Annotated in this window: 11 protein-coding genes; 4 read left to right on the top strand and 7 right to left on the bottom strand. The window is 75.7% G+C overall.

From position 1 onward, the window contains the following. From AC3D3D_RS04595 to AC3D3D_RS04580, 4 genes are all read right to left on the bottom strand, one after another. Nucleotides 1–759, bottom strand: a complete 759-nt coding sequence (locus AC3D3D_RS04595) for a thymidylate synthase (protein WP_463661359.1) — start codon at nucleotides 757–759, stop codon at nucleotides 1–3. Between the two features lie 270 nt (nucleotides 760–1,029). Next, complete coding sequence (locus AC3D3D_RS04590; protein WP_463661331.1) at nucleotides 1,030–1,488, bottom strand: Hsp20/alpha crystallin family protein; 459 nt, start codon at nucleotides 1,486–1,488, stop codon at nucleotides 1,030–1,032. A gap of 318 nt (nucleotides 1,489–1,806) precedes the next feature. Then, nucleotides 1,807–2,601 (bottom strand): hypothetical protein, encoded by a 795-nt coding sequence (locus tag AC3D3D_RS04585; RefSeq protein WP_463661332.1) that lies wholly within the window; start codon nucleotides 2,599–2,601, stop codon nucleotides 1,807–1,809. Beyond that, a complete protein-coding gene (locus tag AC3D3D_RS04580) occupies nucleotides 2,598–3,059 on the bottom strand; it encodes an OsmC family protein (RefSeq protein WP_463661333.1) in 462 nt (153 codons plus the stop codon). Before AC3D3D_RS04580 ends, AC3D3D_RS04585 begins: the two co-directional genes overlap by 4 nt. A gap of 204 nt (nucleotides 3,060–3,263) precedes the next feature. Between AC3D3D_RS04580 and AC3D3D_RS04575 the strand changes: the two genes are divergently transcribed. Both AC3D3D_RS04575 and AC3D3D_RS04570 read left to right on the top strand, forming a co-directional pair. Beyond that, complete coding sequence (locus AC3D3D_RS04575; protein WP_463661334.1) at nucleotides 3,264–4,706, top strand: glucose-6-phosphate dehydrogenase; 1,443 nt, start codon at nucleotides 3,264–3,266, stop codon at nucleotides 4,704–4,706. Continuing rightward, nucleotides 4,703–8,227, top strand: coding sequence for a bifunctional proline dehydrogenase/L-glutamate gamma-semialdehyde dehydrogenase (locus AC3D3D_RS04570; protein WP_463661335.1), 3,525 nt, complete (start codon nucleotides 4,703–4,705; stop codon nucleotides 8,225–8,227). Before AC3D3D_RS04575 ends, AC3D3D_RS04570 begins: the two co-directional genes overlap by 4 nt. A gap of 36 nt (nucleotides 8,228–8,263) precedes the next feature. Here AC3D3D_RS04570 and AC3D3D_RS04565 read toward each other — a convergent pair whose 3' ends face one another. Further along, nucleotides 8,264–8,779, bottom strand: coding sequence for a DUF2505 domain-containing protein (locus AC3D3D_RS04565; protein ID WP_463661336.1), 516 nt, complete (start codon nucleotides 8,777–8,779; stop codon nucleotides 8,264–8,266). 94 nt (nucleotides 8,780–8,873) lie between these two features. On the opposite strand from AC3D3D_RS04565, the gene AC3D3D_RS04560 reads away from it, so the two are divergent. Then, nucleotides 8,874–10,373 carry a sensor histidine kinase gene (locus AC3D3D_RS04560; RefSeq protein ID WP_463661337.1) on the top strand — a complete coding sequence of 500 codons (1,500 nt, stop codon included), beginning with the start codon at nucleotides 8,874–8,876 and terminating at the stop codon, nucleotides 10,371–10,373. A gap of 45 nt (nucleotides 10,374–10,418) precedes the next feature. Here AC3D3D_RS04560 and AC3D3D_RS04555 read toward each other — a convergent pair whose 3' ends face one another. Next, nucleotides 10,419–10,667, bottom strand: a complete 249-nt coding sequence (locus AC3D3D_RS04555) for a WhiB family transcriptional regulator (protein WP_463661360.1) — start codon at nucleotides 10,665–10,667, stop codon at nucleotides 10,419–10,421. 249 nt (nucleotides 10,668–10,916) lie between these two features. Here AC3D3D_RS04555 and AC3D3D_RS04550 point away from each other — a divergent pair, with 249 nt between their 5' ends. Further along, the gene (locus AC3D3D_RS04550; protein WP_463661338.1) at nucleotides 10,917–11,309 is read left to right on the top strand and encodes a hypothetical protein; all 393 of its coding nucleotides are present in this window, start codon (nucleotides 10,917–10,919) and stop codon (nucleotides 11,307–11,309) included. Between the two features lie 78 nt (nucleotides 11,310–11,387). Here AC3D3D_RS04550 and AC3D3D_RS04545 read toward each other — a convergent pair whose 3' ends face one another. After that, complete coding sequence (locus tag AC3D3D_RS04545; protein WP_463661339.1) at nucleotides 11,388–14,777, bottom strand: FtsK/SpoIIIE domain-containing protein; 3,390 nt, start codon at nucleotides 14,775–14,777, stop codon at nucleotides 11,388–11,390. Nucleotides 14,778–14,838 lie beyond the last annotated feature (61 nt).

The following is a 14,838-nucleotide window of genomic DNA, read 5'->3' as shown; positions in this document are numbered from 1 at the left end:
TCAGACCGCGACCGGCGCCTTGATGGCGGGGTGGTGGTCGTACCCCTCGACGACGACGTCGGCGATCTCGTGGTCGAAGATCGACGGACGCTCGGCCAGGCGCAGGGTGGGGAAGGGGAGCGGCTCGCGGGTGAGCTGCTCGGTGACCTGCTCGACGTGGTTGTCGTAGACGTGGCAGTCACCGCCGGTCCAGATGAAGTCCCCGACCTCGAGTCCGACCTGGGCAGCGACCATGTGGGTGAGCAGGGCGTAGGAGGCGATGTTGAACGGCACCCCGAGGAAGAGGTCGGCGCTGCGCTGGTAGAGCTGGCAGGACAGCTTGCCGTCGGCGACGTAGAACTGGAACATCACGTGGCACGGCATGAGCGCCATCTGGTCCAGCTCGGCGACGTTCCAGGCCGAGACCACCATGCGACGGCTGTCCGGGTTGGTCCGCAGCTGGTCGAGGACCGCGCTGATCTGGTCGATGTGCGACCCGTCGGGGGTGGGCCATGAGCGCCACTGCACGCCGTAGACCGGGCCGAGCTCGCCGTCCTCGTCTGCCCACTCGTTCCAGATGCGGATGCCGTTGTCCTGCAGCCACCGCACGTTCGAGTCGCCGGCGAGGAACCACAGCAGCTCCCCGACGATCGACTTGAGGTGCACCTTCTTGGTGGTGATCAGCGGGAAGCCGGCCGAGAGGTCGTAGCGCAGCTGGTGGCCGAAGATCGAGCGCGTGCCGGTGCCGGTGCGGTCGGACTTGCGCGTGCCGGTCTCCATCACCAGGCGCAGGAGGTGCTCGTAGGCGGTGCTGACGGTCGTCGTGGCGGTGGCGGTCACGCTGGCCATCGTAGGCGGGCACGACGACGTGGCGCCCGTGGCCGTCGGTGGTGTCGGCGACGGCGGCGACCGCTCACCGACGACGACGGCGGCCGTCCCGTTGGGGACGGCCGCCGCTGGGGATGCCATGGCCGAGGCGACGCTGTGGTGAGCCGGCGCTCTGGTGAGTCGGTTCTCCGGGGAGCGCCGCCGGCGCGGGCGCCGGGTCGGTCAGGCGGTCGGCGCCTCGTCGCTGGAGCTCTCGGCGTCGATCGCGGTCGAGGAGGACCCGTGGGTGACGGTGATCTTGCGGGCCCGGGCCTCGTCGGCGACCGGGATGCGCAGCGTGAGCACGCCGTCGGTGTAGGTCGCCTCGATCCGGTCCAGCGCCACGCCGTAGCCGAGCGTGAGCTGACGGGCGAAGGTGCCCGCGGGGCGCTCGTGGGTCAGCCACTGCGCGTCCTCGGGGGCCGCGCCCGGGCGTTCGGCGCGCACGGTGAGGGTGCGGTCCTCGACGTCGACGTCGATCGAGGACGGGTCCACGCCCGGCAGGTCGATCGTCGCGACGTAGGTGTCGCCGGCGCGGTAGAGGTCCAGGGGCATGCCCGGCGCGCTCGGGGACTGGCGCAGCGGGGTGAAGAGCCGCTCGAGCTCGCGCAGCGGGTCGGCGGTGCGGTAGGTGGTGGCCATGTCGGTTCCTCTCTGTGATCCGTGCCGGGCGGGTGTGCCCGGTGTCATGGCTCCATTGTTGCCAGGTTGAGCGCTGGTGGGAAGCAAAGTTGAGCCGAGTTCGCTCAAGGCTGACAGAAGGGCTGGCGGACGGGTGGCTGGGAGGGGAGTGGAGGCCTGCGCGGGCGGCTGAACATCCAGCGAGACGATGGGGTGTGCGTCGAGACGATGGACCGGGGGCATCGTCTCGAGACACAACCCGATGTCTCGAGGCAGGAGGCGGCGCGAGGCTTCGACGTAGGCAGCGGCGTGGGCCGGCCGGCTGAGAGAGGCGGTCGGTCAGTCCGCGAACTCGGCCGGGGGTGGGCCGAAGGCCGTCCGGGCCCCCTCGACGACCTCGCGCCCCAGGGCCCGGGTGCCGCGGTAGCCGATGACCATGCCGATGCCGAACGGCGCGAGCCGGCCGACGGCGGCGCCCACGCCCCGCTGCGCGCCCTCCCTGGCGAGCCGCTTGGCCAGGGCCTTGTTGATCGAGCGGACGCTGCCGGCGGACATCTGACTCAGCGCCGTGCGCGCCCACGCCAGTGTGCCGAGGCCGAGCCGGCCCGAGATCAGCGCCGAACCCTCCTCGCCGAGCAGCGCGGCGAGCAGCAGGGTGCGCCGCTTCTCCACGTCCTCGACCTCGATGCCGTGCACCTCGGCGACGGCGAGCACGTGCCGCGTGGAGGCCTCGACGAAGGCCGCCACCTGGGCGCCGGTGAGCCCGACCGCCACGGCGGTGCCGAGCACGGGCAGCGCGGCGGTGGCCCCCACCGCCCCGCCCAGGCGGGACACTGAGCGGACGTAGTCCTTCTCCAGGTGGGAGATCACCCGCTCGGGGGTCGGTCGCCACATCCGGCCGCGCACCTTGCCCACGGTGGCGCGGGCGCGTCGGCCCTCGACCCGGATGGCGGTGTCGACGATCTCCCGCAGCCGCGAGCGCGAGATCTCCTCCGGCCCCGTCTCCTCGGTGCCCGGGGAATCGGCACCTGTGCCGGCGCCACCCGCGCCACCCGCGCTACCCGCGCCGGTGCCACCCGCGCTACCCGCGCCGGTGCCACCCGCGCGCCCCGCGCCGGCGAGGTCGCGGCTCATGTCGGCTCGCCCCGGTCGGTGACGGTCAGGGTGGTGCGCGCGCCGGCCCGCAGCGTGCGGCCGACCGTGCACTGCCGCTCGATCGCGACGTCGATCCGTTCGAGCAGCCGCTGCGCGCGGTCCTCCGCCAATCCGGAGAGGTCGAGGTCCATCTCCACCGCCAGGTCGGTGTACCGGTTCGCGGCCTCGTCCTTGGTGCGGCCCACGCGCGTGACGACCTCGGCGTCCTTGCCCAGCCCGTGCACGATGCGGTGGTCGGCGGACAGCGCCTCGCAGGCGGCCAGGGCGACCTGCAGAAGCTCGCCGGGAGTAAAGGCCTCCGGTGCACCGTCGCCGCCGATGAGCACGCTCGCGCCACGGGAGTTGGTGGCCCGGGCGGTCCGCACGCCGGTGCGCACCACCGTGAGGTCGGGGTCGTCGGGCTGCTGCGGGCCGGGGGTCTCGGCGTCCTGTGTCACAGGCACGATCGTGGCACGCGGGCCCGCCGGGCGCGCGTGGGCCCGGTCCCGACCCGCCACCCCGCCCGACGTCGCCGCCCCGCCCGACCCACCGCCCTGTCCGCCGACGTCGCCGCCCCGTCCGACCCACCACACTGTCCGCCGACGCTGCCCGGGGCGCGGGCGTCGGGGCACGGCGGGCCGCGGTGCCCTAGGTTGGACGCTGTGAATGCGCGTCGTACAGAAGCTCCGGAGCTCCACGCACCCACGGCCGTCATCATCGTGCTGTACGGCACGTCCGGTGACCTCGCACACCGCATGGTGCTGCCGGCCATCGCCGAGATCCGCACCCGCGGACTCATGCCCGAGCACTGGGCGGTGATCGGCTCGGCCCGGGAGCCCCTGACGGACGAGGAGTTCCGCGGGCGCGTGCGCGAGTCCCTGGCCGAGGCCCCGCACGGGCTGCCGGCAGACGTCGACGAGATCCTCGGGCACCTGTACTACGCCAGCGGCCGGTTCGGGCCCGGTGACGAGTCCGAGCTGCCCACGGTCCTCAACGACGTCTACCGCGACATGTGGGCGGCCGCCAACGTGGAGCCGCTGGTCATCCACTTCCTCGCGGTCCCGCCCAGCGGCTTCCGCTCGGTCACCCGCGGCCTCGAGGCCCACGACCTCATCACCGAGACCACGCGAGTGGTCTTCGAGAAGCCCTACGGCACCGACGCCAAGAGCTTCGAGCAGCTCGACCGCGACGTGAAGAAGGTCCTGAACGAGGACCAGATCTTCCGCATCGACCACTTCCTGGGCAAGGAGGGCGTGCAGACGATCTACGTCCTGCGCTTCGCCAACCACCTCTTCGGCTCCGAGTGGGACCGGCACTCGGTCGAACAGGTGCAGATCGACGTCCCCGAGGATCTCGACGTCGCCGACCGCGTCGACTTCTACGAGCAGACCGGTGCCGCGCTGGACATGCTCGTCACCCACCTCTTCCAGGTCCTGGGCCAGGTCGCCATGGACCCGCCCTTCGACATCCGCGACCCGAACCAGATCCTCTACGAGCGCGAGCGCGCGCTGCGGGCCCTGCGGCTGGACCCCAAGGAGGTCGTCCTGGGCCAGTTCGAGGGCTACCAGGACCTCGAGGGCGTCGCGGAGGACTCCCAGCAGGACACCTTCGTCGCCGCCCGCGTGTGGGTGGACACCGACCGCTGGCGCGGCGTGCCGTTCCTCCTGCGCACCGGCAAGCGGATGGCCCGCAAGGCTCAGCGCATGACGCTCGTCCTGCGTCGCCCCGACGGCCCCCTGTTCGACGAGGGCCTCGAGCCGAACACCATCGAGGTCAACTTCGCCGGCGCCGGCACGGTCTCCCTCAACATCACCGTCAAGACCCCCGGCCCCGAGCTCACCTTCTCCTCGGGCCGTGCCCAGCTCGACCTCAACGACGTGCCGCGCAGCGAGGCGCTGAGCCCCTACGCCTCGCTCATCCACGACGTCCTCACCGGCGACCGGTCGCTGTTCACCACCGCCGAGGGCCTGCGCGCCGCCTTCGCGGCCTTCGAGCCGCTGCAGGGTCCCGAGCGGCCCACGCCGCTGCCCTACGAGCCCGGCTCCTGGGGCCCCGCCGCCGCGGCCGAGCTCGCCCAGCCCTACCGGTGGATGCTCGGCCAGTGACGGACACGCGCGAGGACGGTCAGGACCACCGCGACGGGCCCGCGCTCGTCGAGGAGGCCGTCGCCCTCGCGCGCACCTGGGCCGCCGCCGGTCAGGACGGGGAGTGGCCCGAGGAACGCAGCGCCACGCGGCGGCTGGCCGACCTGCTGGTCGACCCCGCCGGGCTCGACCTGGCGGTGCGCTTCGTCGACCGCGTGGCCCGGCCGGAGGACCTGTCCGTCGCGGCCCGCGAGCTGGCCCGGCTGGGCTCGGGCGGGGGCGCCGCCTTCCTCTCCCCGCTCGACCGGCTCCTGCTGGGGGCCGGCGCCGCCGTCGGGCGGCTCGCCCCCAGCATCGTGGTCCCCCTGGCCAGGCGGCGGCTGCGGCAGATGGTCGGCCACCTCGTCGTCGACGCCACCGACGCCGCCCTGACCGACCGGCTCGCCCGCGCGGCCGAGCAGGGCGAGCGGCTCAACCTCAACCTCCTCGGCGAGGCCGTCCTCGGGGAGGAGGAGGCCGCCGACCGCACCCGGCGCACCCTCGAGCTCGTCGAGCGGCCCGACGTCGAGCACGTCTCGGTCAAGGTCTCCACGCTGGTCCCGCAGATCTCCACCTGGGACACCGAGGGCACCGTGGCCCGCGTGGCCGAGCGGCTGCGGCCGATCTACCGCGCCGCTCTCGCCCGCACCCCGCAGGTCTTCGTCAACCTCGACATGGAGGAGTACCGCGACCTCGACCTCACCGTCGAGGCCTTCACCGCGATCCTCGCCGAGGAGGAGTTCGCCGAGCTGTCCGCCGGCATCGTCCTGCAGGCCTACCTGCCCGACTCCGCCCCCGCCCTCGACCGGCTCCTCGCCTTCGCCCGCGGTCGCCGCGACGCCGGTGGGGCCCCGGTGGCCGTGCGCCTGGTCAAGGGCGCCAACCTGTCGATGGAACGCGTCGAGGCCGAGCTGCGCGGCCGCCCGCAGGCCCCGTTCACCACCAAGGCCGAGACCGACGCCGCCTACCTGCGCCTGCTCGACCGTGCGCTGCAGCCCTCCAACCTCGGTGCCCTGCGCCTCGGGGTCGCCTCGCACAACCTCTTCGACCTCGCCCATGCCCACCTGCTCGCCGACCGGTGCGGCGTCGCGGACATGATGGACGTGGAGATGCTCCAGGGCATGGCCCCGGCACAGGCCCGCGCGGTCGCGGCGGACACCGGGCGGATCGTCCTCTACACGCCCGTCGTGGCCCCCGCCGACATGGACTCCGCCATCGGCTACCTCGTGCGCCGCCTCGAGGAGTCCGCGGCGCCGGAGAACTTCGTCCACGCCTTCGCCACCGGCGACCCGGCCGCCCTGGACGCCCAGGAGGAGCGGTACCGCGCCTCGGTGGTCGACGCGAGCTCACCCGCCCCGCCGCCGCGCCGCACGGGCGCGCGCACCCGGTCGGCCGCCCGGTTCGTGCCGGCGGTCGACACCGACGCCGCCCTGGCCGCCTCCCGCGTATGGGCCGCCGAGCACGTGAGCGCCGAGCGGCGCCGGCCGGCCACCCCCGTGCCCACCTCCACCGCGGACGTCGACGCTGCCGTTACGCGCGCGCTCACGGCCGGCACCGCCTGGGCGGCGCTCGAGCCGCGCGAGCGCGCCGTCGTGCTGCGCGGCGTGGCCGACGCCCTCGAGGAACGCCGCGGCGAGCTCGTCGGCCAGGCGGCCGCCGAGGCGGGCAAGGTCATCGACGAGTCCGACCCCGAGATCTCCGAGGCGATCGACTTCGCCCGGTACTACGCCGACCGCGCCGAGGACCTGGGCCTGTTCGCCGACCACCTCGACACCGACGGCGCCCGCTTCGAGGCCGACCGGCTCGTCGTCGTCGCCCCGCCGTGGAACTTCCCCGTGGCCATCCCCACCGGCGGGATCACGTCCGCGCTGGCCGCCGGCGCCGCGGTCATCGCCAAGCCGGCGCCCCAGACCCCCGTGCTCACCGAGATGGTCGTCGAGACCGTGCGCGAGGTGCTCCGCCTGGCCGGGCTGGACCCCGACGTCGCCCAGGTGGTGCGGGCCCGCGAGAACGAGGTCGGCCGCCACCTCGTCACCCACCCCGACGTCGACCGCGTCATCCTCACCGGCGCCACCTCCACCGCCGAGCTGTTCGCCGGCTGGCGCGCCGAGCGGCCGGGCGGGCACGGCGTCGTCGCGGAGACCTCCGGCAAGAACGCCATGGTCATCACCGCCTCGGCCGACTACGACCTCGCCGTGGCCGACCTCGTCCGCTCCGCGTTCGGGCACACCGGTCAGAAGTGCTCGGCGGCCTCGGTGGCCGTCCTCGTCGGCCAGGCCGGCACCAGCGAGCGCCTGCGCCGTCAGCTCGTCGACGCCGTGCGCTCCCTGCGCGTGGGGCCCCCCGAGGACCTGGGCACCACCACCGGGCCGCTCGTCGAACCGGCCACGGGCCCGCTCCTGCACGCCCTGACCGAGCTCGACGAGGGACAGACATGGCTCGTGCGCCCCACCCGCCTCGACGGTGAGGGCCGGCTGTGGACCCCCGGCGTGCTCGACGGCGTCGCCCCGGGCTCGCGCGCCCACCTCACCGAGTTCTTCGGGCCGGTCCTCGCGCTCATGCGCGCCGAGAGCCTCGACGAGGCCGTGGACCTGGTCAACGCCACCGACTACGGGCTCACCTCGGGCCTGCACTCGCTGGACCCCGAGGAGATCGAGCGGTGGGTCGAGCGGGTCGACGCCGGCAACCTCTACGTCAACCGGCACAGCACCGGGGCGATCGTGCAGCGCCAGCCCTTCGGCGGGTGGAAGGGCTCCTCGGTGGGGCCCGGCGCCAAGGCCGGCGGACCGAACTACGTCACCCAGCTCGGCCGCTGGGTCGAGGACGGGCTCCCGCAGCAGGTGGCCGAGCCCGCCCCGCACGTGCGTGCGGCGCTCGCCGACCTCACCGGCCTGGTGCCCGTCCAGTCCGAGCGGCGGTGGCTGCGCGCCGCCGTCGGCTCCGACGCCCGGGCCTGGGCCGAGGACCTCTCCCTCGAGCACGACCCCACGGGACTGGCCGCGGAGTCCAACGTCCTGCGCTACCGGCCGCTGCCGGCCGCGCACGTGCGGGCCGGTGCCGACGCCCGGCCGGTCGACGTCGTGCGGCTGATCCTCGCCGGCGAGGTGACGGGCACGCTCATCCGGCTCTCGCTGCACCCCGACCTGTCCGCGCGGCTCAAGTCCATGGCCACCCAGGGGGAGCCCGCCCGGCGCGGCCTGCGCCGGCTCTCCGAGCACGTCGCGGCCGTGGAGAGCGCCGAGGAGCTCGCCGCGCGGCTGGCCGGCGGGCGTGGCCGGCTGCGGGTCCTCGGCTCGGAGCGCGAGGAGCTCGGCGAGCTGCTGGCCGACGTGCGCCACGACGTGTCCACCGACCCCGTCCTGGCCACCGGCCGCCGGGAGCTGCTCAGGCTGCTGCGCGAGCAGGCCGTCTCGACCACCCTCCACCGGCTGGGGCACCTCGGCGCGGGGCACCACCAGGACGGGGCGGACGACGACGACCCGGTCTGGGCGCCGGCCCGCTGACGACCCGGCCGGCTGAAGCCCGGCCGGTGCAGACGTCTACTGCCCGGCGGCGTCCTGCTCGGCGAGGAAGGCCAGCCCCACCCGGCGCTCGGCCTCGAGGACGGTGTCGACCGCCCCGACCACCGCGGCCTCGATCCGCTTGCCCAGCAGGGGGATCGAGCACACGACGTCGCCGCCGTAGTCCAGCGCCGTGGCGCCGTCGCCGTCGGGACGCAGGGCCTGGTTGCCGTTGACCCGCGCGGGCACCCCCGAGACGTTGAGCGCGAACTCGGCGGTGCGCGAGCCGTCCTCGGCGGCGGGGCTCCAGCTCTCCTCGATGCGCACCACGAAGCTGTCCCCGACGAGACCGCGGTAGGTGGCGGGGATGATCGTCGTCGGGATGGTGGCCTCGACGTCGAGGGTGAAGGATCCGTCCGTGCCCTCGCTGATCTGCGCGGTGTGCTGCGTGGCGCCCGCCGCCCGCACACGGCGGTCGGTGAAGTCGCGGTCGGCGAGCATGGCGGCCACCCGCTCGGGCGGTGCCGGGAACTCGACGGTCTGGTCGAAGCGCATGGTGCTCCTTCGTGTGCGTGGGCTACGGCCCAGCGTAGGCGGCGCGGACCCGGGCCGCGGATCGGGGTGGTCGGCGTGGACCTAGGCTGGTGGGGTGCCGACGCTGTCCAACGTCCTGTCCGAGTCCGACGCCTACCCCGCGGGCGACGTCGAGTGGTTGCACCAGCTGATCGGGGACTGGCAGGTCATCGCCGACCTCACCTTCGCCGACCTGCTGCTGTGGGTGCCCGACGGCGACGGCGGGTACACGGTGGCCGCCCACTGCCGGCCGGCGACGGGTGCGACCGTCCACTTCGACGACGCCGTGCGCAGCCGGCCCGACGACCAGCTCGCCGAGCTCATCGGGCACGCGATGACCGACGGCGGCGCGCACACGCGGGAGGTGGTGCGCGACGACGGCCGCCAGGTCCGCACCGTCCTGCAGCCGGTCCCGCACGAGGGCCGCACGATCGCCGTGCTCGGCCGCGAGCAGGTCGTCTCCCCGGCGATGATGCGCTCGCGCATCGAGGTGGCCTACATGGAGATGGGCGACGCGCTGTGCGCGATGGTCGCCCGCGGGGAGTTCCCCCAGACCGGGACGCCGTCGGGGGACCGGCACGGCAGCCCCCGGGTCGGCGACGGCGTCATGCGCCTCGACGTCGACGGCCGCGTGACCTTCGCCAGCCCCAACGGGCTGAGCAACGTGCACCGGCTCGGCATCATCGGCGACCTGTCCGGCGAGGTGCTCGCCGAGGCGCTGACCGAGCTCCTCGAGGAGGAGGGGTCGATCGAGGAGACCCTGGCGGTGGTCGTCATGGGCCGGGCGGCCTGGCGCACCGAGGTGCAGGTCGGGCGCGTGGTCCTCACCCTGCGGGCCATCCCGCTGACCGACGGCGGTGAGCGGCACGGGGCGCTGCTGCTGTGCCGGGACGTCTCCGAGATGCGCCGCCGCGAGCAGCAGCTGCTCACCAAGGACGCCACCATCCGGGAGATCCACCACCGGGTGAAGAACAACCTGCAGACCGTCTCGGCGCTGCTGCGGCTGCAGGCGCGGCGCTCGTCCAACGAGGAGACCCGCCAGTCGCTGGGCCAGGCCGAGCGCCGGGTGACGACGATCGCCCTCGTGCACGACACGCTCGCGCAGGGCCTGGACGAGGTCGTCGATTTCGACGAGGTGTTCGGCCGGCTGTTCGCCCTGGCCGCGGACGTGGCTGCGCCCGACGCGCACGTGACCACCCAGATGGTCGGCGAGTTCGGGCTGGTCCCCGCCGACACCGCGACGGCGCTCGCCGTGGTGCTCACCGAGCTCATCACCAACGCCGTCGAGCACGGCCTGGCCGCCCGCTCCGGGGCGGTGGTGGTGCGCGTCGAGCACCACACGGACGAGCTGGAGATCTTCGTGACCGACGACGGCGTGGGGCTGGCCGAGGGCAAGGTGCTCACCGGGCTGGGGACCCAGATCGTCAAGACGCTCGTGTCCGGCGAGCTCGGCGGGTCGATCGAGTGGCGTGCGGGGGAGCCCGGCGGCACGGAGGTCCACCTCCGGGTGCGCGTGGGGCAGCCGCGGGCCCTGGACGGTCAGCGTGCGGACCGGCTGGGGCGCAGGTTGCGCTGAAGGTGGCCGCCCTCGCGGCGCGCGCTCGGCGGACGAGGCGCGGTGTCAGCCGGCGCGACGGGCGCGGGCGGTGCGACGCTTGAGCGCGCGGCGCTCGTCCTCGGACAGGCCGCCCCACACACCGGAGTCCTGGTTGTTCTCCATGGCCCACTTGAGGCACGTGTCGACCACGGTGCAGGAGGCGCAGACGGCCTTGGCCGCGTCGATCTGGACGACCGCCGGACCCGTGTTCCCGATGGGGAAGAAGAGCTCCGGGTCCTCGGTCAGACACGCGGCTCGGTGACGCCAGTCCACAAGTTCCTCCAAGCACGCACGTCGATCCACCACGCTGGGTGGGGGTGGTCGCCGTGCGATGTAGTCGCTGCGAACACCAAGAATCCCACGCGCACCACCGCCTCACAAGACTCCCGATCCGGGCATGCTCACCTGAGCGCCGTGGGTTTACTCACAGCGTGAGGGAGAAGGTTTCACCGGGCGGACACGTGCCGGACACCCTCGTCGGCGTGGTGCCGCGCCACCGGCCGGGCGACCTACTGTGGCCGGGTGCCGACCACTGCAGCCGCCCCACGCCAGGTTCCGCCCACCGTCCGCATCGTCCAGCTGGTGTGCCTGGCGCAGGCGGTCGCGCTCGTGGTCGTCGCGGTCGTGCTGGTGGCGGACCTGGCCGCGGGCACGGCCGTGGTGCGGCCGACGGTGGTCATGCTCGTGGTCGTGTATGCGCTGGTCGCCGCGCTCCTCGTGGTCGCGGCCCGGCAGGTGGGCCGCGGGCGGGGCGCGGTCACGGCGGCCCTGCTGACCTGGTACTTGCTCGCCGGCTTCTCGGTGGTGACGATCGGCCTGGAACCGTGGATCGCCGTCGTGGCGGCCGCGAGCTGCCTGGTGGGTGCCGTGGCGCTGATGTGGCCCAGCACCCGGCGCTTCCTGCGGCGGCGCTGACCGCCGCCTGCCGCGACGCCGGCCGTCCCTCGTCGCTGCGGCGCCGACCGCTGCCTGCCGCCCCTACGCCCGCCGCGGTCACGCGCTGACCTGCACCGGCACCGCCCGACCCGTCCGCACGAGCGCCGCCCGACCCGGCACGGTCGCGGCCAGGGAGTCCGCGCCGGCGCCCAGCCCGCCGGGCACGAGCCGGGCGGAGGCCACGAGGTCCGGGCGCAGCACGAGCAACGTCCCGCCGGCCCACGTGGTCAGGGGCGGACGGTGCGCGGCCAGGACCGCCGGCGTGCTCGCCGCCGCGAGCACCCGCGCACCCTGACCGAGGGCCCCGACGAGCCGGTCGAGGTCGGCCGCGCCGCGCAGGTCGGCGTCGTCGACGACCACGACGTCGGTGCCCGCCCGTCTCTCGGCACCCTGCGCTGCGCCGGTACCGGCCGACAGCGGCGCCCCACCCGGACCGGAGGCCGGCACCGCCGGCTCGCCCGACGGCCGGAGGTGGACGACCCGGGCGCCCGCCGCGGCCAGCCGGCGGGCCAGGGCGGCCAGGACCGTGCTGCGGCCCGACCCGCCCGGGCCGACCACGAACAGGGACTGCCCGGCCGCGAACGGGGCGCTGAGGGGCTCGGCCCCGTCCCCACCCAGCCCCACGCAGAGCGCGGTGCCGAGACGTTCGCCGTCGGTCACGGGGATCTCGGGCGCCCGGGTGGGCAGAGGGCACAGGAGCGGGACGCCGTCCCCGGCCGGAGCCGCGTCCGGAGCCGTGCCCGGTGCCGCGCCCGCGGGAAGCACGGGGGCGTCGACGACCTGGGCGCGGTGCTGGCCGCCGGGCCTGACGAGGACCCCGCGGCCGGGCACGGTGGCGCCGCCGGCCAGCGACCGCGAGACCCCGGCGAGCGTGGCCTCGGTGGCGTCGCGCGGACTGAGGACCAGGCGCGAGCGCCCGAGCTCGGCCCAGCGGGTGGTGGCGGAACCCGGTGAGCCGGCCAGGGCGAGCAGGTGCCCGCGGGCCAGCACGCCGCGCAGCGCGACGGGCAGGGCCCCCAGGGCCTGGCCGGGGCCCAGCGCGAGGTCGAGCCGGTCGAGCAGCAGCTCGACGTCGTCGACGAGCAGGACCTGACCGGGCGCGGCGTCCGCCCGGCCCAGCAGGTCGAGCAGCCGCAGGACGAGCCGCGGGTCGTCGGCCGGGGCGACGGTCGCGGTGCGCGGGCCCGAGCCGACCGCCTCCGGACCGCCCACCACGTGCACCCGGCGGCCCGCCGCGGCCGCCCCCGCCCCGAGCGCACGCAGCGCCGTGGAGCGGCCGGTCCGGGGCCCACCGAGCACGAGCAGCGCGGACCCGTCCCACTCCCAGGCACGCAGCGCGAGCCGGTCGGGCTCGTCGAGCAGCGCGACGGTCCCTGACGGCAGGGGGCCGCCACCCTGCGGGTGCGGCGCACCGGGCCGCAGCCGGTCGGGCAGCTCGGGGGCCCAGGGCACCGGCGCGGCGCCCAGGTCCGGCGCGGCGGCGCGCACGGCGGCCACGGCGTCGGCGAGCAGGCCGTGCCCGGGCGTGCCGAGCCAGGCGACCTGCACCTCCTGGGTGCCCGCGGTGCGCAGCACGGCGCGCCCCGGCACCGCGGGCAGCTCGGCCGCCCGGGCGGTCCCGACGACGTCGCGCGAGTCCGCCGCCTCGAGCACCCGCAGGCACAGCCGAACGGTGACGTTGGCGCGCACGTCCGCCGAGACGATCCCCGCCGGACGCTGCGTGGCCAGGACGAGGTGCAGCCCGAGCGAGCGTCCCTGGGCGGCCAGGCGCACGAGGTCGGCGAGCAGCTGGGGGTGCTCGTCGGCCAGGGCCCGGAACTCGTCGACGACGACCAGCAGCCGGGCCAGCGTCCCGCCACCGGCGTGCAGCTCGGTCAGGTCCTTCGCCCCGGCCTCGGCCAGGATCCGCTCTCGACGCCGCAGCTCGGCGCCCAGGGAGGCCAGCGCGCGGGTGGTGGCCGCGGGCTCGAGGTCGGTGAGCACGGCGGCCACGTGCGGCAGCGCGGTCAGCGGGGAGAAGGCCGACCCGCCCTTGTAGTCGACGAGGATCATCGTCAGCTCGGCGGGGGAGCGCGTGGCGGCGAGCGCGAGCAGCCAGGCGGTGAGCGCCTCGGACTTCCCCGAGCCGGTCGCCCCGGCGAGCAGCGCGTGCGGCCCGTCGGCCACGAGGTCCACCTCGACCGGCCCGTCGGGACCGAGGCCGATCGGCACCCGCAGGCCCCGGCCGGCGGCCCACCGCCGGCGGACCGCTGCGGTGGTCAGCGGGCCGGTCAGCTCGGGCAGCAGGACCGAGGTGGGCAGGTCGCCGCCGGGACTGGCACGGGAGCCGAGGGCCGTGGCGTGCCGCCGGTCCCACGTGGGGGAGACCCCGGCGTGCTCGCCTGCGACCAGCACCCGGGTGCACCAGGCGGGCGCCGCCCCGCGCGCCAGGGCGAGGACGAGGTGGCGCCGCCCGGCCGGCCCGGCGGGCATGCGTCCCCCGGGCGGGACGTGCGCGACGGTCACGTGCCAGGGCTCGCCACCACCGCTCCGGCCGGAGGTGGGGTCGTCCTCCGCGCCCCGCCCTTGGGGCAGCACCCAGCCGGCCGGGGCGGAGGCGGTGGCGGTCGGCTCGTGGGCGAGCACCTGCGCCAGCAGCCAGCGGGCCTGGCGCTCGGCGCCCGGACCGGTCAGGCCGACGGCCTCGCCCGCGTCCAGGCGGAGCTCCCGACGGCGCCGGCGCACCCGCGAGGGGTCCGACCGCTCGCGCAGGACGAGAACGTCCCCGGGGCCCGTGGTCGGCCGGGCACCCGTGCCGGCCACGAGGAGCAGGCCCGCGGCCGCGGGGCGCGGCGACCGGCGGGAACCGGGTGCGCGCTCGGCCAGGAGCCACAGGCCGATGCCGATCACCGGGACGAGGAGGATCGCCAACCGCCAAGGCCCGGCCGAGGAGCCCAGGAGCAGGGGGATCATCACCAGGGGCGCGACGAGCACGGGTGCGAGCCGGGCCAGGGCACGCCAGCCGCGGCGACCGCCCGGCGGCGTCACCACCGGGGCGGGCGGCTCGAGACGCCCAGGCCGCCCGGTCACCCGCAGGATCGTGTTCCCGGCCCACAGCACCGTGCCCGGGGCCACCGTGCGCCACCGCCGCCTCAGCCGCCCGTCGGGGGAGGGAATGAACCGCGCGGGGCGCCCCTCCGGCGAGCCGCCGAGTCCGCGCCTCACTCCCGGCCCGCGCACCCGGGTGCCGTGCCGGGAGCCGAGGTCGCGCGCCTCGACCCGGCCCGAACGGGTGCGCAGCTCGAGGTGGTCGCGGGACAGGCGCGGGTCCCCGAGGTCCACGCTGGTGCCGCCACGCCCGAGGACCACCGGCTCGCGCCCGAGCGCGACGACCCGGCCGACCCCCGGGCCCCGGTCCACGACCACGAGGTGGTCGGCGGCCAGGACCGACGTCAGATCTTCTGCCACGCCCCCACGGTCGCCCGCCGCCGGGGCCGGCGTCGCCCCGACTGTGGACGACGGCGCGCGG

It is taken from the genome of Georgenia sp. X1117 (genome assembly GCF_057784635.1).
Note: the sequence above shows the minus strand (reverse complement) of the source record. Positions and strands in the feature narration are given on the sequence as shown.